The sequence below is a fragment of the Streptomyces sp. NPDC051310 genome, from assembly GCF_044455245.1.
Taxonomy (GTDB): domain Bacteria; phylum Actinomycetota; class Actinomycetes; order Streptomycetales; family Streptomycetaceae; genus Streptomyces.
In genome coordinates this window covers 281,435-307,037 of the sequence record NZ_JBITEO010000004.1, presented here as the reverse complement: position 1 = coordinate 307,037, position 25,603 = coordinate 281,435, and the positions used below count along the sequence as shown (strand labels likewise).

Here is a 25,603-nt window from a genome sequence, read left to right as displayed (position 1 = left end):
GTAGCCGGGAAACGGGAAACCGGCCCCGTATGGTTGATTCCGGGACCGGTTGGCCGGTTACCGCCGAACGGGTGAACGCGCGGGAGACCGGACCGGTGATCCGGCCCGTGATCACGCCGCCGATCGGACCCGTGGTCACGCCGGGGACTGGGCGTCCTGCTCCTCCGGGTCGTTCGCCCAGACCTGCCACGGCTGCCGGGTCACCCACTCGTCGACCGGCGCCGGGCGCACCGACAGCGTCCCGGCCCAGGCACCGTCGTCCCCCGCCATCAGCAGCGGGTCCTCGCCCGACGCCATGTAGTGGTAGATGCCCGCCACCCCGGCCGCCGCCACCGGGCCCAGGACCGCGGCCAGGCCCTGCTCGAAGACGTCCGGGTCCAGCGCCCGGTAGCGCACGGTGCGGCCGAGCCCCTGTCCGAACGCCTCCGCCAGCTGCTCGCCCGTCAGGGAGCGCGCACCGCCGATGTCGAACGTCCGTCCCTCCACGCCGTCCGCGGTGAGCGCCCCCAGCACCGCCTCCGCCAGGTCCCGGTGGGACAGCCACGCGACCGGCGTGTGCGCGGGCAGCGGATAGGCGAGCACGCCGTCGTTCACCAGCGCGGGACCGTTCCACGGGCTGAAGAGGTTGTCCAGGTAGACCGGCGGGCGCAGCACCACCAGCGGGACGCCGCTGTCGCGCAGCACCTCCTCGGCGATCCGGCGCGTCTCGAACGCCGCCACACCGGTGGTGACCGAGGGGATCCGGGTGTTGGCGTTGTACACCAGACGGCGCACCCCGGCGTCCAGGGCGGCGTCCGCGACGTTCCGCGCGTACCGGCGCACCCGCTCCGGCTCGTACACCAGCGGCAGCACCACCGCCGCGTGCGTCGCTCCGTCGAACAGCTGACGGACGTCCTCGGCGTTGCCGAGGTCGCCGGAGGCGAAGGAGACGCCCGGCAGCGGCGGCCGGTCGCCGTCGGGGCGGCGGGTGAGCGTACGGACCCGGTGGTGGCGCTCGGCCAGGAGGCGGGCGACCGCGCCGCCCTGGAAGCCGGTCGCGCCGACGACCGCGACCCGCATCTGCGAGGGCGTCCGGGGTGCCTGCGGGGGCTGGGAAAGGTGATCCGACATGTGCCTGAAGGGCCCTTCGATAGGGTGTGTCTGCTGCCGAAACGGCACTCCACAGGCTGGCGGCGACGGCTTTGGCCGATCAATTAACAAACCGGGGCGGGGGTTGAAGGATCGTCCATGGACACCGTACGCACCGAGCAGGAACGCACCGACGGCGACGACCTCCTCAGCGAGCTGCTGCAGCCGCTGCGCCTGACCGGGGTCTTCGACAGCCGCTGGCACGTCAGCGCCCCGTGGGCCATCGAGGGCGACGCCGAGCAGGGCTGCGCCGTACTGCACTACATCGTCGAGGGCGGCTGCTGGATCACCGCCGAGGGGCAGGCCCCGCTGGAGCTGCACACGGGGGACCTCGCCGTCTTCCCCACGGGCACCGCGCACCGGCTGTCCGACCGGCCCGAGCGGCAGGGCGTGCCGCTCAAGGCGGTGCTGCCCGAGCGGCAGCCCGGCACCTCGGGCGCGATCCGCATCGCCGGGCCCGGACCGGAGAGCCGGCTGCTGTGCGCCGGGCTGCACTACGACGCCAGCGCCGCCACCGGCCTGTACAAGGCGCTGCCGTGGGTGCTCGTCCTGGACGGCTCGCAGGTCGGCCGGGAACCGCTGCTGCGGGACACCCTGCGGCTGCTGGCCGCGCCGGACCGGCCCGTAGGGCCCGGCGACCGGCTGATCACGCTGCGCGCGTTCGAGATGGCACTGGTGCTGGCGCTGCGGCCGCTGCTGCGCGAGTTCACCGAGAACCCGGCGTCCCTGCCGGTGCTGCGCCACCCCGGGATCAGCCGGGCCATGGTCATGATCGCGACCAGGTTCGCCGAGCCGTGGACCATCGAATCGCTCGCCAAGGAGGTCGGCATGTCCCGTTCGGCCTTCACCGCCGCCTTCCGCGAACTGGTCGGCGAGGCCCCGGCCCGCCATCTGACCGGGCGGCGCATGCAGGAGGCGGCGCGGCTGCTGGGCGAAACGTCACTGCCGCAGTCGGCGGTGCCGCGGCGGGTGGGCTACCAGAGCGCGGTCGGCTTCCACCTGGCCTTCCGCAAGTGGTTCGGGGTGACTCCGGGGGAGTACCGCACGAGCACGGCCGCCGCCTGAGCCCCACCGGCCCCGGCCCGGGACCGGTGGGGCTCAGGCGGCGGCCGCGGGGAAAACGGCCGGATCCCGGCCCGATACCGGCCGGTATGGCCAAAACCGCACTGGCCGGTTCTTAAGGACCGCTGGACGGTCGTTCATTGCCCCGGCCGGGCACGGCCAGACAGGCTCTGCTGCGGCAATGCCGAACCGCAAGAGGAGAACAGGTGACCAGGTCCGGTCAGGAGTATCTGGCGTCGCTGCGCGACGGGCGCGAGATATGGCTCGACGGCGAGCGCGTGGCGGACGTCACCGCGCACCCCGCCTTCCGCAACACCGCCGCCTCCCTCGCGCGGCTGTACGACCTGGCCCACGATTCCGAGCACACCCCGGTCCTCACCCAGGGCGGGGTGCACCGCGCGTACGCCGTTCCCCGCTCGTACGAGGACCTCGTCGCCCGCCGCCGGGCGTACAAGGTGTGGTCGGAGGCGAGCTTCGGCTTCCTGGGCCGTACGCCCGACTACATGGCGGGCGGCGCCGCCGGGTTCGCCGCCCTGCCGCAGGTGTTCACGACCGAGGCGTACGACGGTTCCGGCGCCGCCCTCGCCTACCACCGGCGGCTCGCCGAGGGCGACCTTTACCCCACCTTCACCATCACCAACCCGCAGATCGACCGCACCGTGCCCGCCTCCGAACAGGAGGAGGACGACCTCGTGGTGAAGGTCGTCGCCGAGAAGGACGGCGGGATCGTGGTGCGCGGCGCCAAGATGATCGGCACCGCGGCGGTCTTCGGCAACGAGGTCATCGTCGGCACCATCGAGCCGCTCGCCCCGCAGGACGTCGAGCACGCGGTCTGCTTCTCCCTTCCCGTCGGCACCCCGGGCCTGAAGTTCCTCTCCCGCACCTCCTACGAGGCGCAGGCGCGCAGCGTCTTCGACAACCCGCTCTCCTCGCGCTTCGACGAGAACGACGCCCTCCTCGTCTGCGACGACGTGTTCGTGCCCTGGGAGCGCGTCCTCGCCTACCGGAACGTCGACGTGGCGTTCGGGATGTGGTGGCGGACCCCCGCCTACCTGAACTTCGTGCACCAGGCGGCCACCCGCTTCTGGACCAAGCTGGAGTTCCTCACCGGCATCGCGATCCTGCTCACCAAGGCCAACAACACCCACCGGCTGCCGCCCGTGACGCAGGCCATCGGCCGGCTGATGGGCAAGGTCGCCCAGGCCAAGGCGTTCGTCCTGGCCGCCGAGGCGTCGTACCAGGAGGTCGACGGGGGCCGCGGCGGGGTGATGCCCGGCAAGGACATCTCCTTCGCGCAGCGCATCATGGCCGGCGAGCTGTATCCGCAGGCCGTCCAGGAGATCAAGCTGCTCGCGGGCGGCGGCGTCATCCAGCTGCCCGCCTCCGGCGAGGACCTGCTGCACCCGGAGCTCGGCCCGCTGGTCCGCAAGTACATCCGCTCGCCCGGCACCCCCGCCGAGGAGCGGGTCAAGCTGCTGAAGCTGGCGTGGGACGCCCTCGGCTCGGAGTTCGCCGCCCGCCACGAGCAGTACGAGCGCTTCTACCACGGCGCCCCGCACGTCTACCTGATGCAGCAGGCGTGGGAGGGCGACACGGACAGCTGCGAGTCCCTGGCCCGCGCCTGCCTCGACGGCTACGACCTGGAGCGCCCGCGGTGAACCGCTCCCTGCGGGGTGCGCTCGCGCTGCTCGCGGCCACCCAGCTGCTGCTGATCATGGACACGGCGATCATCAACGTCGCCCTGCCGTCGATCGGGGCCGACCTGGGCTCCGGGTCCGCCGGGCTGTCCTGGGTGGCCAACGCCTACCTCATCACCTTCGGCGGGCTGCTGCTGCTCGGCGGGCGCACCGCCGACCTGGTCGGGCACCGGCGGCTGTTCGTCGCCGGGCTCGTGCTCCTCGCCGCCGCGTCCGCCGCAGGCGGGGTCGCGCGGTCCGCCGGCGCACTGGTCGCCGCACGCGCCGCGCAGGGTGTCGGGGCGGCCTTCGCCGCGGCCGCCGCCTTCGCGCTGCTGCTGCTCCTGTTCCCGGACGGGCCCGCCCGGCACAAGGCGCTCGGCGCGTTCGCCGCGATGGGCGGCCTCGGCGGGGTGCTCGGCACCGTCCTCGGCGGTGTCCTCACCGATCTGCTCGGCTGGCGCTCCACCTTCTGGCTCAACGTCGCCGTCGCCGCGCTGCTCGGCGCCCTGGCGCTGCGGCTCCTCGACGGCGGGGGCCCCACCCGCGGCCCGTCGGCCGCGCCCGGCGCCGGTCGCGGCTTCGACCTCCTCGGCGCGCTCACCGTCACCGGCGGCCTCGGCCTGGTCGCGTACGCCCTCGTCGGCCGCAGCCTCGCCGCCGGCGCGGCCGGCGCGGCCCTGCTGGCGGCCTTCGCGGTGCTGGAGACCCGCGTCGCACGGCCGCTGGTGCCGCCCGCCGTGCTCCGGCGGCCCGCGCTGCGGCTCGCCAACTGCCTGGGCGCTCTCGCCCAGATGGCGCTGTTCCCGATGTTCTTCCTCGTCAGCCTCTACCTCCAGAGCGTGCTCGACCACTCGCCGCTGGCCGGCGGCCTGGGACTGCTGCCGCTGTCCGCCGTCGTCGTGGCCACCGCCCCGCAGACCGGGCGCGTCATCGCCCGCCTCGGCCTGCGCGCCACCACGACCCTCGGCTTCGGGCTGCTCCTCGCCGGCATGGTCTGGCTCGCCCTGGCCCTCAGCGCCGACGGCACCTTCTTCACCACCGTGTTCGCACCCAGCCTCCTGCTGGGTGCCGCCCTGCCGCTGGTCATGGTCACCACCAACGTGGCCGCCACCGCCGGGGCCTCGCCCGAGGAGACGGGCCTGGCCTCCGGCCTGATCAACACCAGCCAGCAGTTCGGCTCCGTCCTGGGGCTCGCCGTCCTGGTGGCCGTCGCCACCTCCCGTACGGACTCGGCGGACCCCGCCACCGCGACGGCCGGCGCGGCGACGGCCGGCTTCCAGGCCGCCCTGCTCGCCGGCGCCGCCTTCGCGGCGGTGGCCGCACTGCTCTCCGTACGGCTGAACCCGCCCGCGCCCGTACCGGCGCCGCCACGCCAGGACCGGGTGGGCGACCCGCGGTGATCCCGTGACCGCGTGACCCGGACCCGTCATCGCGTGACCCCGCGATCGCGTGGTCCCGCGACCGCGTGCCCGCCCGACCGAGCGGACTCGTGACCGCCCTGACCCAGCGGCCCGTCGCCACCGACCGACCCGAGACTGCCCGAGGGGGCCTGCCTTGACCCTGTACGACCTTGTCGCGCCCGGTCTGGATACCACCACCGAACCGCGCTACCGCATCGCCGAGATACGGGCCGCCGACCCGCTCGGCGCCGATCCGCTGCTCACCGCGCTCCCCGCGATGAACCGCGACGCCGACGTCCCCGCGCTCACCGTCGCCCTGCGCACGATCGTGCCCGACCTCGACCGGGTCGCCGAATGGAGCATCGTCGAAGCCCTCGCCGGCATGCGGGACATCGGCATGCTGCTCGGCTCACTGAAACGGCACGGCACCGAACCCCTCGCGGTCGTCCCCGAGGTCCTGCCGGTCCTGGAGGAGCTGGCCCGCCGCACCGACATGGTGCCCCGCGACACCGTGCACCACTACACCACCTGGAACCCGCCCGGCCGGCGCCGGCGGATGTACACCGGGCACGAGATGGAGGCCCACCTCCAGGAGGCCGTCCGGATGGTCTTCCCCAGCCTGGTCGCCGCCCTCGACACCTGTACCTGCCTCGCCCGCCTCGAACCGTACGACCCGGGCTTCGCCCTCGCGCTGGACCGCACCGCACAGCACGTCCAGGCGATGGTCGACTCCATCGACTTCACGGTCGCCAACGTCACGCCCGCGTACTTCGCGCAGACGCTGCGCCCCTACTTCGAGGAGATCGACGTGGCGGGCCGCGACTACCTCGGCCCGGCCGCCGCGCAGGTCCCGCTGTGGCTGGTCGACCTGACCCTCTGGCAGTGCGACCGCTCCAACCCGGCGTACGACGCCTTCCTCGACGAGTCCGTCGCGTACAGCCTGCCGTCGTGGCGCGCCTTCCACGCGGCCCACCGGGGCGGCGTCTCCGCCGTCAGCAAGCTGTCCGCCGCGCTCAGCTGGGAGACCGTGCACCGGCTGCCGCCCGAGCTGATCGCCTCCGCCCGCTCGCTCGCGCGGGTGCTGCGCATCCTGAAGACCTTCCGGGCCCGGCACATCGGCATCGCCCGCAAGGCCTACAGCGACGACCTGCGCCTGTACGACGAGGGCAGCGGCGGCGCCCCGGTGACGCTGCTGCGCGAGGTGCTCGACCTGACGCGGGACAACGAGACGCTGGTGCGCCGCTCCGTCGAGCGCCCCCGCCCCGCGGCCGTCCGGACACAGCCCGCCCCCGCCGCCGCGGTCCGCCTCCCGGAAGCCGGCACGCCGGCCCCGGCCGCCTGACAGGAGCGCCCCCATGACCCCGCACGTCCTCATCGCCGGCGGCGGCATCGCCGGCCTGACCGCCGCGCTCTCGCTGCACGCCGCCGGCTTCGCGCGCGTCACCGTCGTCGAGGCCGCCCGCGAGATCCGCCCCGTCGGCGCGGGGCTGAACGTCATGCCCAACGCCGTCCGCGAGCTCGACGCGCTCGGCGTCCTCGACCGGCTGGAGCCCGACGCCGTACGCACCCGCGAACTGCGCTACTACCACCGCTCCGGCGGGCTCGTCTCCCGCGAGCCCCGCGGCCTGGGCGCCGGCTACCTCTGGCCCCAGCTGTCCATCCACCGCGGCCGGCTCCAGCTCGCCCTCGCCGAGGCCGTCCGGGAACGGCTCGGCCCGTCCGCGATCGTCGCCGGCGTCCGCGTCGCCGGCCTGGACCTCCTCCCCGACGGCCGCCCCCGGGTCCGCCTCGCCCACCACTGCGGCGCCACGCGCGGGCGCGCCTCCCTCGAACCGGACGTGCTCATCGGCGCCGACGGCATCCGCTCCGCGGTCCGCGCCGCCCTCAACCCGGGCGAGGGCGAGCCGCCGTGGAACGGCATGCTCATATGGCGCGGGGTCTCCCGCGTGGCGGCCCGGCACGCCCCCGCCTTCATGTTCATCGCGGGCGACGACCGGCAGAAGGCCGTGGTCTACCCGATGACCGACCCGGCCCCCGGCCGGCCCGAGGTCCTCGTCAACTGGGCGCTGGCGATGCCCGCCGACCGCATCGCCGCCACCCGCCCGGGGGCCTCGTACACCGACGCCCGCGGCGACTGGAACCGGCCCGTCCCCCTCGACACCTTCCTCCGCCACTACGAAGGCTGGGAGTTCGACGGCGTCAGCGTCCCCGGCATCCTGCGGGCCGGCGACGGCGCCTACGAGTACCCCATGGTCGACCGCGAGCCGCTCACCCGCTGGAGCCACGGCCGCACCACGCTCATCGGCGACGCCGCCCACGCCATGTACCCCATCGGCTCCAACGGCGCCACGCAGTCCATCGCCGACGCCCGGGCCCTGGCCCACGCCATGGCCCTGCACCGCGACCCCGCCGAGGCACTCGCCGCGTACGAACGGGAACGGCGCCCCGCCATGACGGAGCTGCAGCGCGCCAACCGGCGCCTCGGACCCGAGGTCGTCATCAACCTGGCCCATGAGCGCGCGCCGGACGGCTTCACCGACATCGACGAGGTGATCCCGCCCCGGGAGCGCGCGGAGATCGCCGCGCGCTACGCCCTGACCGGGGCGTTCGACCCGGAGACGGTCAACGCGGGCTCGCCCTGGGAGGTGCCGCTGAGCGCGCTCCCCTGAGTGCGCCGTGGTTGACGGGGCCGTCGTGCCACTACCGTCGGAGGGTGAAGGCGGACGCACGAGGCCCGTGCGTCCGCCCCGATACGTACCTGCCCTGCGAAGGTGGAACACGTGAAGGCAATCCGTCGATTCACCGTGCGCCCCGTCCTCCCCGAACCCCTTCGACCACTCAGCGATCTCGCGCGCAACCTGCGCTGGTCCTGGCACGCCGAGACCCGGGACCTGTTCCAGAGCGTCGACCCCGACGGCTGGCGGGCGGCCGGCTGCGACCCCGTGCGGCTGCTGGGCTCGGTGCCCGCCGCGCGGCTCGCCGAGCTCGCCAAGGACAGGCGGTTCCTGCGCCGCCTCTCCGCCGTCGCCGACGACCTCGACGACTATCTGCACGGCCGCCGCTGGTACCAGCAGCACCAGGGCGCCTCGGACGGCGAACTGCCCGCCGCCGTCGCCTACTTCTCACCCGAGTTCGGCATCACCGCCGCCCTGCCGCAGTACTCCGGCGGCCTCGGCATCCTCGCCGGCGACCACCTCAAGGCCGCCTCCGACCTCGGCGTCCCGCTGATCGGCGTGGGGCTGCTCTACCGGCACGGCTACTTCCGGCAGTCCCTCTCCCGCGACGGCTGGCAGCAGGAGCACTACCCGCTGCTGGACCCCAACGAGATGCCGCTCGGTCTGCTGCGCCAGGAGAACGGTTCACCCGTCCGGGTGTCCCTCGCCCTCCCCGGCGGCCGCCGGCTCCACGCCCACGTGTGGGTGGCCCGGGTCGGCCGCGTCCCGCTGCTGATGCTCGACTCCGACGTCGAGGACAACGGCCCCTGCGAGCGGGACGTCACCGACCGGCTGTACGGCGGGGGCAGCGAGCACCGGCTGCTCCAGGAGATGCTGCTCGGGATAGGAGGGGTGCGGGCGGTGCGCGCGTACTGCGCGCTGACCGGCCACCCGGACCCCGAGGTCTTCCACACCAACGAGGGCCACGCCGGCTTCCTCGGCCTCGAACGCATCCGCGAACTGAGCGAGGAAGGGCTGGAGTTCGACGCCGCGCTGGAGGCCGTCCGCGCCGGCACGGTCTTCACCACCCACACGCCCGTCCCGGCCGGCATCGACCGCTTCGACCGCGAGCTCGTCGCCCGCCACTTCGGCGACGGCGCGGAGCTCCCGGGCGTCGACGTCGAACGCGTCCTCCAGCTCGGCATGGAGACCTACCCCGGCGGCGAGCCCAGCCTCTTCAACATGGCCGTCATGGGCCTGCGGCTCGCCCAGCGCGCCAACGGCGTGTCGACCCTGCACGGCGCCGTCAGCCGCGGGATGTTCGCCGGCCTGTGGCCCGGCTTCGACCCGGAGGAGGTGCCGATCACCTCCATCACCAACGGCGTCCACGCCCCCACCTGGGTGGCGCCCGAGGTGTTCCGGCTCGGCGCGCGCAAGATCGGCGCCCAGCGCGCCGAGGACGCCCTGAGCGTCGGCGGCTCGCAGCGCTGGGACTCGGTCGCCGACATCGCCGACTCCGAGATCTGGGAGCTGCGGCGCGAGCTGCGCGAGCAGCTGGTCACGGAGGTCCGCACCCGGCTGCGCGCCTCCTGGCGGCAGCGCGGCGCCGGGTCCGCCGAGCTCGGCTGGATCGACGGGGTGTTCGACCCCGACATCCTCACCATCGGGTTCGCCCGCCGGGTCCCCTCGTACAAGCGGCTCACCCTGATGCTGCGCGACCGGGACCGGCTGATGGAGATGCTGCTGCACCCCACCCGGCCGGTGCAGATCGTCGTCGCGGGCAAGGCCCACCCGGCGGACGACGGCGGCAAGCGGCTGGTGCGGGAGCTGGTGCGGTTCGCCGACGACCCGCGGGTGCGCCACCGCATCGTCTTCCTGCCCGACTACGGCATGGGCATGGCGCAGAAGCTCTACCCCGGCTGCGACGTCTGGCTGAACAACCCGCTGCGGCCCCTGGAGGCGTGCGGGACGAGCGGGATGAAGGCCGCGCTCAACGGCTGCCTGAACCTGTCCGTGCTGGACGGCTGGTGGGACGAGTGGTACGAGCCGGACTTCGGCTGGGCCATCCCGACCGCCGACGGCCCGACGACGGACGAGGACCGGCGCGACGACCTGGAGGCGGCCGCGCTGTACGAACTGATCGAGCAGCGGGTCGCGCCGCGCTTCTACGACCGGGGCGCGAGCGGCCTGCCCGAGCGGTGGATCGAGATGGTCCGCCGTACGCTCGCCAACCTGGGGCCGAAGGTGCTCGCGGGGCGGATGGTGCGCGAGTACGTCGAGCGGCTGTACACCCCGGCGGCGCTCGCCCACCGGTCCCTCGACGGCCGGACGGCCCGGGAACTCGCCGCCTGGAAGAACCGGGTGCGCGCCGCCTGGCCGCACGTCACCGTCGACCACGTCGAGGTGGACGAGGCCAACGGCATCGCCGAGCTCGGCGCCACCCTGGGCCTGCGGGTGCGGGTGACCCTCGGGGACCTGTCGCCCGACGACGTCGAGGTGCAGGCGGTCGCGGGCCGGGTCGACCCCGCCGACCGGCTGCGCGACCCCCAGACGGTGCCGCTGAAGCCGGCGGGCGGCCCCGACCAGCAGGGGCGGTGGACTTACGAGGGGCCGCTCACCCTGGAGCGCACCGGTCCGTTCGGCTACACCGTGCGGATACTGCCGGCGCACCGGCTGCTGGCGACGGGCGCGGACCTGGGCCTGGTGGCGCTGCCCACGGAGGCGACGGGCGAGGGCGCGGGCGTCCTGATGCGCTAGCCGGCGCGGGCGCACGCAAGCGGACGGGCCGCCCGGGGAGGTGTCCCCGGGCGGCCCGTCCCCTGTCGTGCGGTCTACGGGAAGGTCAGCTTGAAGCTGTTGATGTAGCCGGTGTCCTGCGCGGCCTTGTCCTGGACCCGCAGCTTCCAGGCGCCGTTGGCGACCTCGCTCGACGCGTTGACCGTGTACGTGGCCTTCACGTTGTCCGCCGAGTCGGAGGAGCTGTACGGCTTGAGGTTGTAGACCGAGCCGTCCGGGGCCACCAGGTCGACGACCAGGTCGCCGCGCCAGGTGTGGACGATGTCCACGTCGACCTTGAGGGCCGACGGGGCGTTGCCGGTGATGCCGGTGACGTTGACCGTCGAGGTCACTGCCGCGCCGTTGTCCGGGATGGAGACGTCCGCGGTGTTCTCGAAGATCTTGCCGGTGCCGGGGTCGCCGCCGCCGGGGCGGGAGCCGACGTTGATGCCGGCCCAGGCGTGCTCGACGGCCTTGACCTCGGCGCTGCCGGCGCCGTACAGCTCGGTGGCGACGGCGACCGTGCCGGTGCGCGCGCCCGCGTAGTTCGTGGTGCTGGTGAACTTGGTGGTGAGCGCCTTGAACCAGATCAGCGCGGCCTTGTCACGGCCGATGCCGGTGACCGCCAGGCCGTCGGAGGTCGGCGAGTCGTAGGTGACGCCGTTGATGGTCTTGGTCCCGCTGCCCTCGGAGAGCAGGTAGAACCAGTGGTTCGCCGGCCCGGAGGAGTAGTGGACGTCGATGCTGCCGATGCCCGAGTACCAGAAGTCCTTGGAGGAGCCGTCCTTGCTCGGCTTGTCCATGTAGCGCAGCGGGGTGCCGTTGCCCCGGATGTCGATCTTCTCGCCGACCAGGTAGTCGCCCTTGTCCTGGGTGTTGTTGGCGTGGAACTCGACCGCGGCGGCGAAGATGTCGGAGGTCGCCTCGTTGAGGCCGCCGGACTCGCCGCTGTAGACCAGCTTGGCGGTGACGGAGGTCAGGCCGTGGGTCATCTCGTGGGCGGCGACGTCGATGGACGTGAGCGGCTTGGCGTTGCCGGAGCCGTCGCCGTACGTCATGCAGAAGCAGCTGTCCTGCCAGAAGGCGTTGACGTAGTTGTTGCCGTAGTGGACGCGGGAGTACGCGCCGACGCCGTCACCGCGGATGCCGCTGCGGCCGTGGACGTTCTTGTAGTAGTCCCAGGTGAGCGCCGCGCCGTAGTGGGCGTCGGCGCCCGCGGTCTCCAGGTTGGACGGGGTGCCGTCGCCCCAGACGTCGTCGGAGCCGGAGAAGAGCGTCCCGGTGCCGGAGGTGCCGCGGTTGAGGTTGTACGTCTTGTGGTTGCCGCGGGTGGTGTCGGTCAGCGTGTACGAGGGGGCGGTGCCGAGGGTGACCTGCCCGCTGTACTGCGTGTTGCCGGTGCCGGTGTGGACGGCCTGCCACTCGAAGAGCTTCTTGCCGGTGGTGGCGTCGGTGACGACGTGCAGCTCGTTCGGCGTGCCGTCGTGCTGGAGCCCGCCGACGACGGTCTCGTACGCGAGGACCGGGGTGCCCTGGCCCATCCAGACCACCTTGCGCGGCGCGCGCTCGGCGTCGGTCGCCTTGGAGCCCTCGGCGCGGGCGGCGCTCAGCGCCTGCTTCTCCGCGGCGGCCGGGGCGACGTCCGCGCTGGTGTCCACGCCCTTGAGCGCCGCCCGGGAGGCCTTGACGACGCCCTCGGTCCGGCCCGCCTTGTTCTCCGTGACGACGAGGTCGCCGCCGAGGACGGGAAGGCCGGCGTAGGTGCGCTCGTAGCGCGTGTGGGTGGTGCCGTCGCGGTCCTGGGCGACGTCGCGGACGACGAGCTTCTCCTGGCTGCCCAGGCCGAGCTCCTTGGCCTTGGCGGCCTTGTCCGCGTCGGCGGCGCGTATCAGCGCGGTGCGCTGGGCGGGGGAGAGGTCGGCGGGCAGGGCGCCGGGGTCGGCCTGGCCGGCCGACTGCGCCTTCGGCGCGGCCGTCCACGGGTCGTCGGCGGCGGTGGCGGCACCGGTCTGCACACCCACGGTGAGCATGGCGGCGGCGGCGATCAGAGCACCCGTCGCGGTGGCGCGACGGCTAGGCGTGGATCTCACGCAGACTCCTTTTGCGAGGGGGGTTACGGGCGGCTGGGTGGGCCGCTCGGCGGAGCAAACAAGAGCTGGTGGAACAGATGTGCGGAGAACGCTGGAAGAGTGGCAGCAGCGAAGGCTTGCTGTCAGGAGCGCGTCAACAAGTTGGCCGGAAATCGTCCGGTGCCCGAAAAGCCATGTTCGTTAAGCGGACGTTTCGCCGGACGCCGCCCCCCTGCCGCGGAGTGTTCGCGGAAGGCCCCGGCGCGCCCGGCGCCCGGCGCCCGGCCCCATGTCGCCGGTGTGAACGGCGTGTTGAGCACCCCGCGGGCGCGCCTCGCGCGGCCGCCCGGAACTGTGGCTCGTTCCGGGCCCGTCCGATCCCGGTCGGACGCGCCGCCGTCCGGCGGCGCCACGTCAGTCGTACGGTCGCCACCGGCCCGCGTGTCGGGGGGTGTGATGTCTTAATGGTCCCGAATGCCGAGATCACTGAAAGGCAGGGACCACAGGTGCGGATCTTCTCCAGACCCGACGGACGCCACCCGATCACCCCGCGCGGCCACCGGCGGCGCCGGTGGCTCGCCGCCGCCGCGCTGACCTCGGCGCTGGCGGCCCCGGCCGCCCCGGCGCACGCCGCGGCCGACCCGGGCTGGGTGCCCGCCCCGGACATGACCATGGCCCGCACCGGGCACGGCACCACCACGGCGCCGTGCCCCGAGGAGGTCGACGGCCTCGGTGACGGCCGCTGCGTCTACGTCATCGGCGGCCATCCGCTCGAAGCGGCCCTGTCGGCGCACGCGTACAGCCCCGGGACCAGGACGTGGGCCAAGCTGCCGTCGATGTCCGTCGGCCGCTCGGGGCTCTCGGCCGTCACCGCGCCGTGCCCGCGGAACACCGAGGCGCTGCGCGGCATCTGCGTGTACGCCGTCGGCGGGACCAACGGCGGCGGCTCCCTCACCACCGTCGAGGCCTACAGCCCGGCCACCAACACCTGGGCGAAGGTGGCCCCGATGACCACCGCCCGCGCGTTCCTCGGCGCCGCGACCGCGCCGTGCCCGCAGGGCGTCGAGGGGCTGCGCGGCCTGTGCGTCTACGCCGTCGCGGGCGCCGCGCGCACACCGGCCCCCGGCACGGGTACCGGCACCGGCGCGGGCCACGGCACCGGCACCGGGACCGGCACCGAGACCGGGACAGGTCACGGTAGCGGAACGGGCACCGGCTCGGGGACCGGCCACGGCACCGGTTCCGGGAGCGAGACGAAGACGCTCGCCACCGTCGAGGCCTACAGCCCCGCCACCGACACCTGGGCGACCCTGCCCTCGCTCCCCACCCCGCGCCGCAGCCTCGGCGTCGCCGCCGCGTCCTGCCCCCGCGCCATGGTGTCCCACGCGCCCACCTGCGTGTACGCCGTCGGCGGCAACGACACGGCCGAACCCGTGAGCACCGTCGAGGTCTTCGACCCCGAGTCCCGCGCCTGGGTGAAGCTGCCCTCGGCCCCCACCGCCCGCCGCGGCATGGGCGTCGTCTCCGGCCCCTGCCCGGGCACCTCCACGCTCGCCGGCACCAGCTGCGTGTACGGCATCGGCGGCTCGCCCACCGCGCAGCTGACCGCCGTCGCCACCACCGAGGTGTTCGCCCCGCGCACCAACGCCTGGTCGGCCCTGCCCCCGCTGCCCGAGGCCCGCTTCGGCTTCACCGCCACGGCGGCCCCCTGCTCCGAGGACCGCTCCCGCACCTGCCTCTACGCCCCCGGCGGCATGGTCGACGCCGCCCCGAGCACCCACATGTCGGCCATCGACCTCTCCCGCCTGTAACCCCCGCGACCGCTGTGGCCCCGCACCGGGGTGAGCCGGAGGCGGCTCACCCCACCAGGCTGTCGCGCCACGCGCGGTGCAGCTCCGCGAAACGGCCCGTCCCGCCGATCAGCTCGGCCGGCGGGCCGTCCTCCACGATGCGGCCCGCCTCCATCACCAGGACACGGTCCGCGATCTCCACCGTCGACAGGCGGTGGGCGATCACCACCGCCGTGCGGCCCTTCAGCACCGTGTCCATCGCGCGCTGCACCGCCCGCTCGCCCGGGACGTCGAGCGAACTCGTCGCCTCGTCCAGGATCAGCACCGCCGGATCGGCCAGCAGGGCGCGGGCGAAGGACACCAGCTGGCGCTGGCCCGCCGAGATGCGGCCGCCCCGCTTGCGCACGTCGGTGTCGTAACCGTCCGGGAGGGCGGCGATGAAGTCATGGGCGCCGATGGCCTTCGCGGCCCGCTCGATCTCCTCCCGGGTCGCCTCCGGGCGCCCCAGCGCGATGTTCTCCGCGACCGTCCCGGAGAACAGGAACGCCTCCTGCGTCACCATCACCACCCCGCGCCGCAGCTCCGCCACCGCCAGGTCGCGCAGGTCCACGCCGTCGAGCAGCACGCGGCCCCCGGTCGGGTCGTAGAAGCGGGCCAGCAGCTTCGCCAGCGTCGACTTGCCCGCGCCCGTCGCGCCCACCACCGCGACCGTCTGCCCCGCCGGGATCGTCAGCCCGAAGCGCGGCAGCACCTCGCCGCCGGTGCGGTAGGCGAACCGCACGTCCTCGAAGACCACCTCGCGGCCCGGGCTGTCCGCGCGCGCGGGCGGCAGAGCCTTCGGGGCGGCCGGTTCCGGTACCGCGGGCGTCCGGCCCAGCAGCCCCGCGATCTTCTCCAGCGACGCGGCCGCCGACTGGTAGGAGTTGAGGAACATCGCGAGCCGGTCGATCGGGTCGTACAGCCGCCGCACGTACAGCACGGCCGCCGCCAGCACGCCGAGCGCCAGCGTGCCGCTCGCCACCCGGTGGGCGCCCCACAGCACCATGCCCGCGACCGCGGTGTTGGCGATCAGACGCGAACCGACGACGTAGCGGGCCATCTCCAGTATCGCGTCGCCGTTGCGGCGCTCGTGGCGGTGGTTCAGCTCCTGGAACCGGACGTCGTTCGCCCGCTCGCGCCGGAAGGCGCGCACCGGCCGGATGCCGTTCATCGTCTCCGCGAACTGCACGATCACCGCCGAGATCGCGGTCGAGCGCTCGCCGAACGCCAGCGCGGCGCGCCGCCGGTAGAGGCGTACGAGCAGGTACAGCGGGAGGAAGGAGGCGACCGCCACCGCACCGATGCCCAGGTCCAGCCAGAGCAGCAGCAGCGAGATGGAGACGAACGACAGGACGACGCCGACCAGCTCCTGCAGGCCCTCGCTGAGCAGTTCGCGCAGCGCCTCCACATCGGTGGTGGAGCGGGAGATCAGCCGGCCCGAGGTGTACCGCTCGTGGAAGTCCACGCTGAGCGCCTGCGCGTGCCGGAAGATGCGGCCGCGCAGGTCCAGCAGGACGTCCTGGTTGACGCGCGCGGAGGTGCGGATGAACGCGTACTGCAGCAGCCCGGCGCCCACCGCGCACACCCCGTACCCGGCGGCGACGGCCACCAGCGGCCCGTGCTCCCCGCGGCGCAGCGCCGGTACGGCGGTGTCGATGGCGTACGCGACGAGCAGCGGGCCCGCCTGCACCGCCGCCTGCTGCACCAGCAGGAGCAGCGCGCTGACGGCGACGCGCAGGCGGCGCGGGCGCAGCAGCGACCGCAGCAGCGCCCCGGTCGCCCCCCGCCCGGCCGGCAACGCGTCCCGGTCGAACAGCTCCTCCTCCGCGCCGCCCGCCGGACCGCCCGCACCCTGCTTGGTTCCCGTGCCCGGCTGCGGCTCCGGGCCCTGCTTCGTCCCCGAGCCCTGCCCGGCCCAGGGCTCCGGCTCCGCGCCGTGGGGCGCCGGGTCGTCCGTCATCGTGCCGTCCGTCATCGCGTACCGCCCGCCGCTCCGTCCGCTCCCGACATCAGCCACGCGTACTGCGCGCTCTCCCGCAGCAGCTCCTGGTGCGTGCCCACCGCCGTGATGCGCCCCTCCGACAGCAGCGCCACGCGGTCGGCCAGCAGCACCGTGGAGGGCCGGTGCGCCACCACCAGGGCCGTCGTGTCCCGCAGCACCTCGCGCAGCGCCGCCTCGACCCGGCCCTCCGTGTGGACGTCCAGCGCCGACAGCGGGTCGTCCAGGACCAGGAACCGCGGGCGGCCCACCACCGCCCGCGCCAGGGCGAGGCGCTGGCGCTGGCCGCCCGAGAGGCTCAGGCCCTGCTCGCCGACCTGGGTCTCGGTGCCCTGCGGGAGGTTCCGCACGAAGTCGGCCTGGGCCACGTCCAGCGCCCGCCGCAGCTCCGTCTCGCCCGCGCCCGCCGGGCCGGCGCCCATCAGCACGTTCTCGCCGACGCTCGCCGAGAACAGCGTCGGCTCCTCGAAGGCCACCGCCACCAGTTCCCGCAGCCGCTCCCGCGGCAGGTCCGCCACGTCGACCCCGTCCAGCAGGATCCGGCCGCCCGTCACCTCGTGCAGCCGCGGCACCAGCGCCGTCAGCGTGGTCTTGCCGGAGCCCGTGGCGCCGACCAGCGCCATCGTCTCGCCGGGGCGCACGTGCAGGTCGATCCCGGCCAGCACCGGCGGCGCGCCGGGCGGCGCGTCCGGATAGCGGAAGGTGACGTCCTCGAAGCGCAGGCCCCCGGAGAGCGGAACGGCCGGCGCCCCGGTCCGGGACGCGCCGCCGTCGTCCTCCTCCGGCTCGGCCATCACCTCGAAGTACCGGTCCGCCGCCGTCGCCGCCTCCTGGCTCATCGCCAGCAGGAACCCGATCGACTCCACCGGCCACCGCAGCGCCAGCGCCGTCGTCAGGAACGCCACCAGCGTGCCCGCCGACAGGTCGCCGTCCGCGACCCGCACCGTCCCCAGCACCAGCGCCGCGCCGATCGCCAGCTCCGGCACGATCGTGATGACCGCCCAGATGCCCGCCAGCAGCCGCGCCTTGCCGAGCTCGGTGCCCCGCACCCGCTCCGCCAGCGCGCGGGAGGCCCGCGCCTGGCTGCGGTGCTTCCCGAAGCCCTTGATGACGCGGATGCCCAGCACGCTCTCCTCGACGACCGTCGTCAGATCGCCCACCTGGTCCTGCGCGCGCCGCGCGACCACCGAGTACCGGGTCTCGAACAGCGCGCACACCACGATCAGCGGGACGACCGGCACCAGCAGCACCAGTCCCAGCACCCGGTCCTGCACCAGCAGCACCGCACAGCCCGCCAGCACCGTCACACCGTTCACGAACAGGAACGTCAGCGGGAACGCCAGGAACATCCGCAGCAGCGACAGGTCCGTCGTCGCCCGGGACAGCAGCTGCCCCGACGCCCACCGGTCGTGGAACGCGATCGGCAGCCGCTGCACGTGCCGGTACAGGTCGGCGCGCATCGCGGCCTCGACCCCGGCCAGCGGGCGCGCCACCAGCCACCGCCGCAGCCCGAACAGCCCCGCCTCCGCGAGCCCGAGCAGCAGCACCACCAGCGCCCCGAGCCCCACACCGCCCGGGTCGCGGTCGGTCACCGGGCCGTCCACCAGCCACTTCAGTACCAGAGGAATGACGAGCCCCAGGCAGGACGCCACGACGGCGATCACCGCCGCGGTGAACCACCGCGCGCGCACCGGACGGACGTACGGCCACAAGCGCATCAGCGAGCGAATGCTTGAACGGTCAGTCATCAGTACCGAGCGTACGGTTCACCACTGACATCGCTCACGCGGTTTTCGGCCGACCGGCGGCAGGCCGTACCCCGCCGCCGGCGGGGGCGCCGCTACTCCCGCACCCGCAGCAGCAGGACCGACCTCGCCGGCACCCTCAGCACCTCGCCCCCCGCGTGGACCGTGCCCGGTGCCTCGGCCTGCTCCTCCCGCGAGGTGTCCACCACCAGCTCGTACGCGGCGGCCCAGGGCGGCCCGGGGAGCAGGAAGTCCAGCGGCTCGGCGGCCGCGTGCAGAACCGCCAGGAAACTGTCGTCCGTGACCGGTTCGCCGCGCGCGTCCCGTCCAGGGATGTCCCGCCCGGACAGGTACAGCCCGATCGTCGCCGTCCGCGCGTACCAGTCCGCCTCCGTCATCTCCTCGCCCCGCGCGGTGAACCACGCCAGGTCCCGCAGCCCGTCCGCGCCCTGCGGGCGGCCCGAGAAGAACGCCCGGCGCCGCAGCACCGGGTGGGCGTGCCGCAGCGCCAGCAGCCGGGACGTCAGCGCGAGCAGCCCGCGCGGGCCCGGCTGCTCCGGCAGCGACCAGTCGACCCAGCCGATCTCGTTGTCCTGGCAGTACGCGTTGTTGTTGCCGCCCTGCGTACGGCCCATCTCGTCGCCCGCGACGAGCATCGGCACGCCCGTGGAGAGCAGCAGCGTGGTGAGCAGGTTGCGCACCTGCCGCCGCCGCAGCGCGCCGACGGCCGGGTCGTCGGTCTCCCCCTCGGTGCCGCAGTTCCAGGACCGGTTGTCGTTCGTGCCGTCCCGGTTGCCCTCGCCGTTGGCCTCGTTGTGCTTGTGCTCGTAGCTGACGAGGTCGCGCAGGGTGAAGCCGTCGTGGGCGGTGACGAAGTTGACCGAGGCGTACGGGCGGCGCCCGCCCCACGCGTACAGGTCGCTGGACCCGGACAGCCGGTACCCCATCTCCCGCACATCGGGCAGGGCGCCGCGCCAGAAGTCGCGCACGGCGTCCCGGTAGCGGTCGTTCCACTCGGTCCACAGCGGCGGGAAGGCGCCGACCTGGTACCCGCCGTTGCCCACGTCCCATGGCTCGGCGATCAGCTTCACCCGCCGCAGCACCGGGTCCTGGGCGATGACCGCGAGGAACGGCGACAGCATGTCGACGTCGTGCATGGAGCGGGCCAGCGCCGCCGCCAGGTCGAAGCGGAACCCGTCGACGCCCATCTCGGTCACCCAGTAGCGCAGCGAATCGGTGATCAGTCGCAGCACGTGCGGCTGCACGACGTGGAGGGTGTTCCCGCAGCCCGTGTAGTCGGCGTACCGGCGGGCGTCGGCGGCCAGCCGGTAGTAACCGCGGTTGTCGATGCCGCGCAGCGACAGCATCGGGCCCAGCTCGCTCGCCTCGGCGGTGTGGTTGTAGACCACGTCGAGGATGACCTCGATGCCCGCCGCGTGCAGCGCCCGGACCATCCGCTTGAACTCGCCGACCTGCTGCCCCGCCGTGCCCGACGAGCTGTACGCGGCGTGCGGCGCGAAGTAGCCGATGGAGTTGTAGCCCCAGTAGTTCCGCAGGCCCCGCCGCAGCAGGTGGTCCTCGTGCGCGAACTGGTGCACCGGCAGCAGCTCCACCGCCGTCACCCCGAGCCGTACGAGGTGCTCCACCGCCGCCGGGTGGGCGAGGCCGGCGTACGTGCCGCGCAGCTCCTCGGGGATGCCGGGGTGGCGCTTGGTGAAGCCCCGCACGTGCATCTCGTAGATGACGGAGTCCGCCCACGGGGTCTTGGGCCGGCGGTCGTCCTCCCACTCGTCGCCCGGTGCGTCGTCGTGCACGACGACGCCCTTGGGCACGTACGGCGCGGAGTCCCGGTCGTCGCGCACGGTGTCGGCGACGTGCTGCTCCGGCCAGTCCCGGACGTGCCCGTACACCTCCGGCGGCAGCGTGAAGTCGCCGTCCACCGCCCGCGCGTACGGGTCGAGCAGCAGCTTCGCCGGGTTCCACCGGGCGCCCGTCCAGGGGTCCCAGCGGCCGTGCACCCGGTAGCCGTAGCGCTGCCCGGGCCCGACGCCCGGCACGAAGCCGTGCCAGATCTGGTGCGTCAGCTCGGTCAGCGGTACGCGGCTCTCCGTGCCGTCCGCGTCGAACAGGCACAGCTCCACCGCCTCGGCGCCGCCCGCCCACAGCGCGAAGTTCGTCCCCGCCACCCCGTCCGGCCCGACCCGGAACCGCGCGCCCAGCGGCGTCGGCGCCCCCGGCCACACCGGCGGTCCGGGAGCCGTCCTCGGGCGCCCGTTCAGCTCGCGTACCACCCGCAGTGCGCCCTGTGTGCTCTGCTGAGCACGCCGCACCGCCTCCCGTTCCGCCGCACTCGACACCTGCCGGCTCCCCTTTTTCGTGAGGGCCCGGTTCTCCTCCACGGCGCCTGTGGGGGTGCCGGCGGTCGGCCGTGCCCGGTTCCCGGTTCCCCGGAACCCGCGCGCGCTTTCCCTCCCGGCACCGCCGCGCCCCTTCGGCTCACTCGCCCGGGCCCCGTCGGCTCACTCTTCGCACGCGAGCCGCGGCGTCCCGGCCGCGGCTCGCGCATGTGGTCCTCCACCTGTTCTGCCCGCAGGGCCCGGCTCCCAACATGCCCCGCGCCGACGTTTCCCCTGGAGGGGGGCAGTCGTTGGGCGGATCGTGAAACACGTACTGAGACGGGCAGGGCTCGGCACGGTCGCGGCCGTGGCATGGGCAGGACTGATGGCGGGGTTGGCCGGGTGCACGGGGGGCAGCGGCCCGCTCCTCGGCGGCATCGGCGCGGGCGACAAGGCCCGGGCGCCCGGTGACACCATCCGGGTGATCCCGGAGGACGGCGCCAAGGGCGTCCCAGCGGACGGCCGGCTGGAGGTGCGGATCCCCAGCGGGCGGCTGGAGCGCGTGCGGGTGATGAAGGTGGAGGACGCCCAGCCGGCCGAGGTGCCCGGGGCCCTGTCCGACGACGGGCTGCGGTGGCGGCCGGCCCCGGGTACGCGGCTGGCGCTGGCCGCCAAGTACAGCGTCGACGCCGTCGCGCTCGACGGGCACGGCCGCCGCTCGGCCCGGCACTCCACCTTCACCACCGAGGTCCCCGAGCACCGGTTCATCGGCTACTTCAAACCGGAGAACCGCTCCGTCGTGGGCACCGGCATGATCGTCTCGTTCTCCTTCAACCGGCCGATCGAGAACCGCGCCGCCGTCGAGCGGGCCATCCGCGTCACCTCCCGCCCGCCCGTCGAGGTGGCCGGGCACTGGTTCGGCAAGGACCGCCTCGACTTCCGTCCGCAGAAGTACTGGAAACCGGGCACCCGGGTCACCGTCGACCTGCGGCTGCGCGACGTCGAGGCGGCGCGCGGGGTGTACGGCATCCAGGACAAGACGGTGGGCTTCACCGTCGGCCGTTCCCAGGTCTCCGTGGTGGACGCGGAGGAGCACACCATGGAGGTGCGGCGCGACGGGAAGCTCGTCACCACGCTGCCCATCACGGCCGGGGCACCGAAGACGACGACGTACAACGGCAAGATGGTGGTCACCGAGCTGTTCGACGTGACGCGGATGAACGGCGCCACGGTCGGGTTCACGGACAAGAAGACCGGAAAGGGCGAGTACGACATCAAGGACGTGCCGCACGCGATGCGGCTGACCGACTCCGGGACCTTCCTGCACGGCAACTACTGGGCGCCCCCGTCGACCTTCGGCACGGCGAACGTGAGCCACGGGTGCGTGGGGCTGCGTGACGTGAAGGGCGGCAGCGCGGACGCCCCGGCGGGCTGGTTCTTCGACCGCACGCTGATCGGCGACGTGGTGGAGGTGGTCAACTCCCAGGACCGCACCGTCGACGCCCACAACGGGCTGGGGGGCTGGAACATGGACTGGAAGCGCTGGAAGGCCGGGTCCGCGCTGTCCTGAACCGCCCCTCATACCCCCGCCGCATACGGCTGACCCGCGTGAACCGCTCACGTCCTGGACATGTTGGGACTGAACGGTGACATGCGCGGGCGCTGCGCAGTGCCCGCAATGTGATTATCTATCGCGGTGCGCGCGGTTGGAGCGCGCGGGGGTGCGGGCTCGGCGATGCCGGGCCGGTGCGAGGGGAGACAGCATCGTGAACGGGCAGCCGATATCGGGGGCATCGGCCGGGGCGGGCGGTACGCGGCGCGGGGGTCGGAACGGGGGCGGAACCGGCAGGGGCCTGCCGGCCCTGGTCCTCGGGGTTCTGCTGCTGCTGGTGACGGCGTGCGGGGGCGGTGACTCCGGCAGCGGCAGCGGCAGGGGCGGGGGCACCAAGGACGGCGGGAAGGTGGAGAACGCGGCGTCGCAGGCCGTCGTCACCATCGCTCCGAAGGACGGTGCCGAGTCGGTCGCCACCAGTGGCGCCCTCAAGGTCACCGCGGAGAAGGGCACGCTGTCCACGGTCACCGTCGCCGACTCCAAGGGCAACCCGGTCGAGGGCAAGCTGGCCGCGGGGGGCACCCGCTGGGAGCCGGTCCGGCACCTCGCGTCGGGCACCAAGTACAAGGTGCACGCGGTCGCCAAGGACGCCGAGGGGCGTGAGTCCGCCAAGGACACCACGTTCACCACGCTGGTCCCCAAGAACACCTTCATCGGCCACTACACGCCCGAGGACGGCTCGACCGTCGGCGTCGGCATGCCGGTCTCCATCAACTTCACCCGGGGCATCACCGACCCGGAGGCCGTCGAGAAGGCCATCAAGGTGACCGCCGAGCCGTCCGTCCCGATCGAGGGCCACTGGTTCGGCAACGACCGCCTCGACTTCCGCCCGGAGAAGTACTGGGCGGCGGGCACCAAGGTGACCGTGCAGCTGAACCTGGACGGCGTCGAGGGCCGGCCGGGTGTGTACGGCAAGCAGTCCAAGACGGTGAAGTTCACCATCGGCCGCAGCCAGGTCTCCACCGTCGACGCGAGCGCCCACACCATGAAGGTCGTCCGCGACGGAAAGCTGATCAAGACCGTCCCGATCACCGCGGGCGCGCCGTCCACGACGACGTACAACGGCCAGATGGTCATCAGCGAGAAGTACAAGGTGACCCGCATGAACGGCGCCACGGTCGGCTTCGGCGGCGAGTACGACATCAAGGACGTGCCGCACGCCATGCGCCTGTCCACCTCGGGCACCTTCGTGCACGGCAACTACTGGGCCTCCGCCGGTACCTTCGGCTCGGCCAACGTCAGCCACGGCTGCGTGGGCCTGCGGGACGTGCGCGGTGCCTACGACGGCTCGACCCCGGCGGCCTGGTTCTACGACAACTCGCTCATCGGCGACGTGGTGGTCGTGAAGAACTCCAAGGACAAGCAGATCCAGCCGGACAACGGCCTGAACGGCTGGAACATGCCGTGGTCGGAGTGGATCAAGTAGGTCCCCGGCGCGTACGGGCCCGGTGCCGTCACTGTGACGGACGGCACCGGGCCCGTCGTCGTTAACGGCGGCTAACCTGCCCCGTATGACAGTCACTCTCGAAGTCTCCGAAGGCGTCGGCACCCTCCGTCTGGACCGCCCGCCGATGAACGCGCTGGACATCGCCACCCAGGACCGGCTGCGCGAACTCGCCGAAGAGGCGAGCCGTCGCGACGACGTCCGCGCGGTGGTGCTGTACGGCGGCGAGAAGGTGTTCGCGGCCGGCGCGGACATCAAGGAGATGCAGGCGATGGACCACGCGGCCATGGTGCTGCGCTCCAAGGCCCTGCAGGACTCGTTCACCGCCGTCGCCCGGATCCCCAAGCCGGTCGTCGCCGCCGTCACCGGCTACGCGCTGGGCGGGGGCTGCGAGCTGGCCCTGTGCGCCGACTTCCGGATCGCGGGCGACAACGCCAGGCTGGGCCAGCCCGAGATCCTGCTGGGGCTCATCCCGGGGGCCGGCGGCACGCAGCGCCTGGCGCGGCTCGTCGGACCGTCGAAGGCCAAGGACCTGATCTTCACGGGCCGTCATGTGAAGGCCGAGGAGGCCCTCACCATCGGGCTGGTCGACCGTGTCGTGCCCGCGGCCGAGGTCTACGAGCAGGCGCACGCCTGGGCCGCGAAGCTCGCCCAGGGCCCGGCGCTCGCGCTGCGCGCCGCCAAGGAGTCCGTCGACGCGGGGCTGGAGACGGACATCGACACGGGCCTGACCGTGGAACGCAACTGGTTCGCCGGACTGTTCGCGACCGAGGACCGGGAGCGGGGCATGCGCAGCTTCGTCGAGGAGGGCCCGGGCAAGGCCAAGTTCCTCTGATCGACGCCTTCTTGGGCACCGCCGGCCGCCGTGTCAGCCGTGCGGGTGGTTCGGCGGAGCCGGGGGAGACCCGGCCGCCGTCGCCGCCGGCCCCCGGCGGGTGGTGCGTGTGACCTGTGTCACCGCAGGTCATCCCCCGGGGCCGGTCTGCGGCGCTGCCGCGGGCATATGTCGGCGTCTTCCCGGAGCGGCTCGCTCCGAGTGGCCGAATCCGGGGGAACCGCCCCGCGGACGCCCCCGGACCGCCATCATGGTGGGCATGGCGGGGCTGGAAGGTGTGGAACAACCGCGGCAGCGCGGCAGTGCTACGGCCGCCCGGTGGGTGCCGGCAGCGGACGACGAGCGGGCGCTGGAGGCGCTGGAGATCTTCGGCAATCCCACGGAGGACGAGGTGAGACTGCCGTCCCGCCCCGAGTCCGCCGCGACGGCCCGCCGGCTGACCCAGTGCGTGGTGCTGCGCCAGTGGGCGCTCGGTCCACAGATCGCCGAGCACGCGATCCTGCTCGTCTCCGAACTCGTCGGCAACGCCGTGCGGCACACCGGCGCGCGGGTCTTCGGGCTGCGCATGCTGCGCCGCCGCGGCTGGATCCGGATCGAGGTGCGCGACCCCTCGCGCGGCCTGCCGTGCCTGATGCCGGTGCAGGAGATGGACACCAGCGGCCGCGGCCTCTTCCTGGTGGACAAGCTCTCCGACCGCTGGGGCGTCGACCTCCAGCCGCGCGGCAAGACCACCTGGTTCGAGATGCGCGTCTCCGACCGCTGAGGCCCCGGCCGCCGGACCGGCGGCCACGGGCACCCCGGCCGCCGGGGCGCCGGACGCACGAAAGCCCCCTCGCGCCGTGGTGCGGCGCCGCGGGGGCTTTCCTGTGGGCGCCGTGGACGGGAAGTGGGGTGTGTCCACGGCGCGAACGCGACCTCGCCCGGGTCAATGGGGGCCGTGCACCGACTATGGCAGACGGGGGGCCTTGCCTCAAAAGGCCCTACCGGCTCAAAAATATGCAAATCGGGCTAGCGGTGGTTGGAATGCCAGGTGAGA

Annotated in this window: 16 protein-coding genes; 11 read left to right on the top strand and 5 right to left on the bottom strand. The window is 73.6% G+C overall.

The genetic code is table 11. The features are described from left to right. Positions 1-135: 135 nt before the first annotated feature. Positions 136-1,110 carry an SDR family oxidoreductase gene (locus tag ACIA79_RS08430; protein WP_399427367.1) on the bottom strand — a complete coding sequence of 325 codons (975 nt, stop codon included), beginning with the start codon at positions 1,108-1,110 and terminating at the stop codon, positions 136-138. A gap of 117 nt (positions 1,111-1,227) precedes the next feature. Between ACIA79_RS08430 and ACIA79_RS08425 the strand changes: the two genes are divergently transcribed. From ACIA79_RS08425 to glgP, 6 genes are all read left to right on the top strand, one after another. After that, entirely contained in the window at positions 1,228-2,193 is a 966-nt protein-coding gene (locus ACIA79_RS08425; protein WP_399427366.1) for an AraC family transcriptional regulator, read from the top strand. 203 nt (positions 2,194-2,396) lie between these two features. After that, entirely contained in the window at positions 2,397-3,848 is a 1,452-nt protein-coding gene (locus ACIA79_RS08420; protein WP_399427365.1) for a 4-hydroxyphenylacetate 3-hydroxylase family protein, read from the top strand. Continuing rightward, a complete protein-coding gene (locus ACIA79_RS08415) occupies positions 3,845-5,269 on the top strand; it encodes an MFS transporter (protein ID WP_399427364.1) in 1,425 nt (474 codons plus the stop codon). Before ACIA79_RS08420 ends, ACIA79_RS08415 begins: the two co-directional genes overlap by 4 nt. Positions 5,270-5,423: 154 nt before the next feature. Next, positions 5,424-6,611, top strand: a complete 1,188-nt coding sequence (locus tag ACIA79_RS08410) for a monodechloroaminopyrrolnitrin synthase PrnB family protein (protein WP_399427363.1) — start codon at positions 5,424-5,426, stop codon at positions 6,609-6,611. Between the two features lie 13 nt (positions 6,612-6,624). Beyond that, entirely contained in the window at positions 6,625-7,938 is a 1,314-nt protein-coding gene (locus tag ACIA79_RS08405; protein WP_399427362.1) for a flavin-dependent oxidoreductase, read from the top strand. 111 nt (positions 7,939-8,049) lie between these two features. Further along, positions 8,050-10,680, top strand: coding sequence for an alpha-glucan family phosphorylase (gene glgP / locus ACIA79_RS08400; protein ID WP_399427361.1), 2,631 nt, complete (start codon positions 8,050-8,052; stop codon positions 10,678-10,680). A gap of 74 nt (positions 10,681-10,754) precedes the next feature. Here the strand turns inward: glgP and ACIA79_RS08395 are convergent, their stop codons facing one another. Then, a complete protein-coding gene (locus ACIA79_RS08395) occupies positions 10,755-12,788 on the bottom strand; it encodes a M4 family metallopeptidase (RefSeq protein ID WP_399427360.1) in 2,034 nt (677 codons plus the stop codon). Between the two features lie 485 nt (positions 12,789-13,273). Between ACIA79_RS08395 and ACIA79_RS08390 the strand changes: the two genes are divergently transcribed. Further along, a complete protein-coding gene (locus tag ACIA79_RS08390; RefSeq protein ID WP_399427359.1) occupies positions 13,274-14,578 on the top strand; it encodes a Kelch repeat-containing protein in 1,305 nt (434 codons plus the stop codon). A gap of 46 nt (positions 14,579-14,624) precedes the next feature. On the opposite strand, the gene ACIA79_RS08385 is transcribed toward ACIA79_RS08390, so the two are convergent. From ACIA79_RS08385 to glgX, 3 genes are all read right to left on the bottom strand, one after another. Then, on the bottom strand, positions 14,625-16,556 hold the full coding sequence (locus tag ACIA79_RS08385; protein ID WP_399427495.1) for an ABC transporter ATP-binding protein: 1,932 nt from the start codon (positions 16,554-16,556) through the stop codon (positions 14,625-14,627). Between the two features lie 11 nt (positions 16,557-16,567). Further along, the gene (locus ACIA79_RS08380; RefSeq protein WP_399427358.1) at positions 16,568-18,343 is read right to left on the bottom strand and encodes an ABC transporter ATP-binding protein; all 1,776 of its coding nucleotides are present in this window, start codon (positions 18,341-18,343) and stop codon (positions 16,568-16,570) included. A 92-nt stretch (positions 18,344-18,435) separates the two neighbouring features. Further along, positions 18,436-20,697, bottom strand: coding sequence for a glycogen debranching protein GlgX (gene glgX / locus ACIA79_RS08375; RefSeq protein ID WP_399427357.1), 2,262 nt, complete (start codon positions 20,695-20,697; stop codon positions 18,436-18,438). A 301-nt stretch (positions 20,698-20,998) separates the two neighbouring features. On the opposite strand from glgX, the gene ACIA79_RS08370 reads away from it, so the two are divergent. The 4 genes from ACIA79_RS08370 (at position 20,999) to ACIA79_RS08355 (ending at position 25,330) form a co-directional block, all read left to right on the top strand. Then, entirely contained in the window at positions 20,999-22,246 is a 1,248-nt protein-coding gene (locus ACIA79_RS08370) for an Ig-like domain-containing protein (RefSeq protein WP_399427356.1), read from the top strand. A gap of 196 nt (positions 22,247-22,442) precedes the next feature. Continuing rightward, positions 22,443-23,714 (top strand): Ig-like domain-containing protein, encoded by a 1,272-nt coding sequence (locus ACIA79_RS08365; RefSeq protein WP_399427355.1) that lies wholly within the window; start codon positions 22,443-22,445, stop codon positions 23,712-23,714. Positions 23,715-23,799: 85 nt separating this feature from the next. Beyond that, a complete protein-coding gene (locus ACIA79_RS08360) occupies positions 23,800-24,567 on the top strand; it encodes an enoyl-CoA hydratase/isomerase family protein (RefSeq protein WP_399427354.1) in 768 nt (255 codons plus the stop codon). Positions 24,568-24,814: 247 nt separating this feature from the next. Further along, positions 24,815-25,330 (top strand): ATP-binding protein, encoded by a 516-nt coding sequence (locus ACIA79_RS08355; RefSeq protein WP_399427494.1) that lies wholly within the window; start codon positions 24,815-24,817, stop codon positions 25,328-25,330. The last annotated feature ends 273 nt before the right edge of the window (positions 25,331-25,603 follow it).

Excerpts from the sequence above, each read along its gene's own strand:
- ACIA79_RS08425 (WP_399427366.1), top strand. The coding sequence starts at position 1,228 with ATGGACACCGTACGCACCGAGCAGGAACGCACCGACGGCGACGACCTC.
- ACIA79_RS08385 (WP_399427495.1), bottom strand. The coding sequence starts at position 16,556 with ATGACGGACGACCCGGCGCCCCACGGCGCGGAGCCGGAGCCCTGGGCC.
- ACIA79_RS08360 (WP_399427354.1), top strand. The coding sequence starts at position 23,800 with ATGACAGTCACTCTCGAAGTCTCCGAAGGCGTCGGCACCCTCCGTCTG.
- ACIA79_RS08380 (WP_399427358.1), bottom strand. The coding sequence starts at position 18,343 with ATGACTGACCGTTCAAGCATTCGCTCGCTGATGCGCTTGTGGCCGTAC.
- ACIA79_RS08430 (WP_399427367.1), bottom strand. The coding sequence starts at position 1,110 with ATGTCGGATCACCTTTCCCAGCCCCCGCAGGCACCCCGGACGCCCTCG.
- ACIA79_RS08405 (WP_399427362.1), top strand. The coding sequence starts at position 6,625 with ATGACCCCGCACGTCCTCATCGCCGGCGGCGGCATCGCCGGCCTGACC.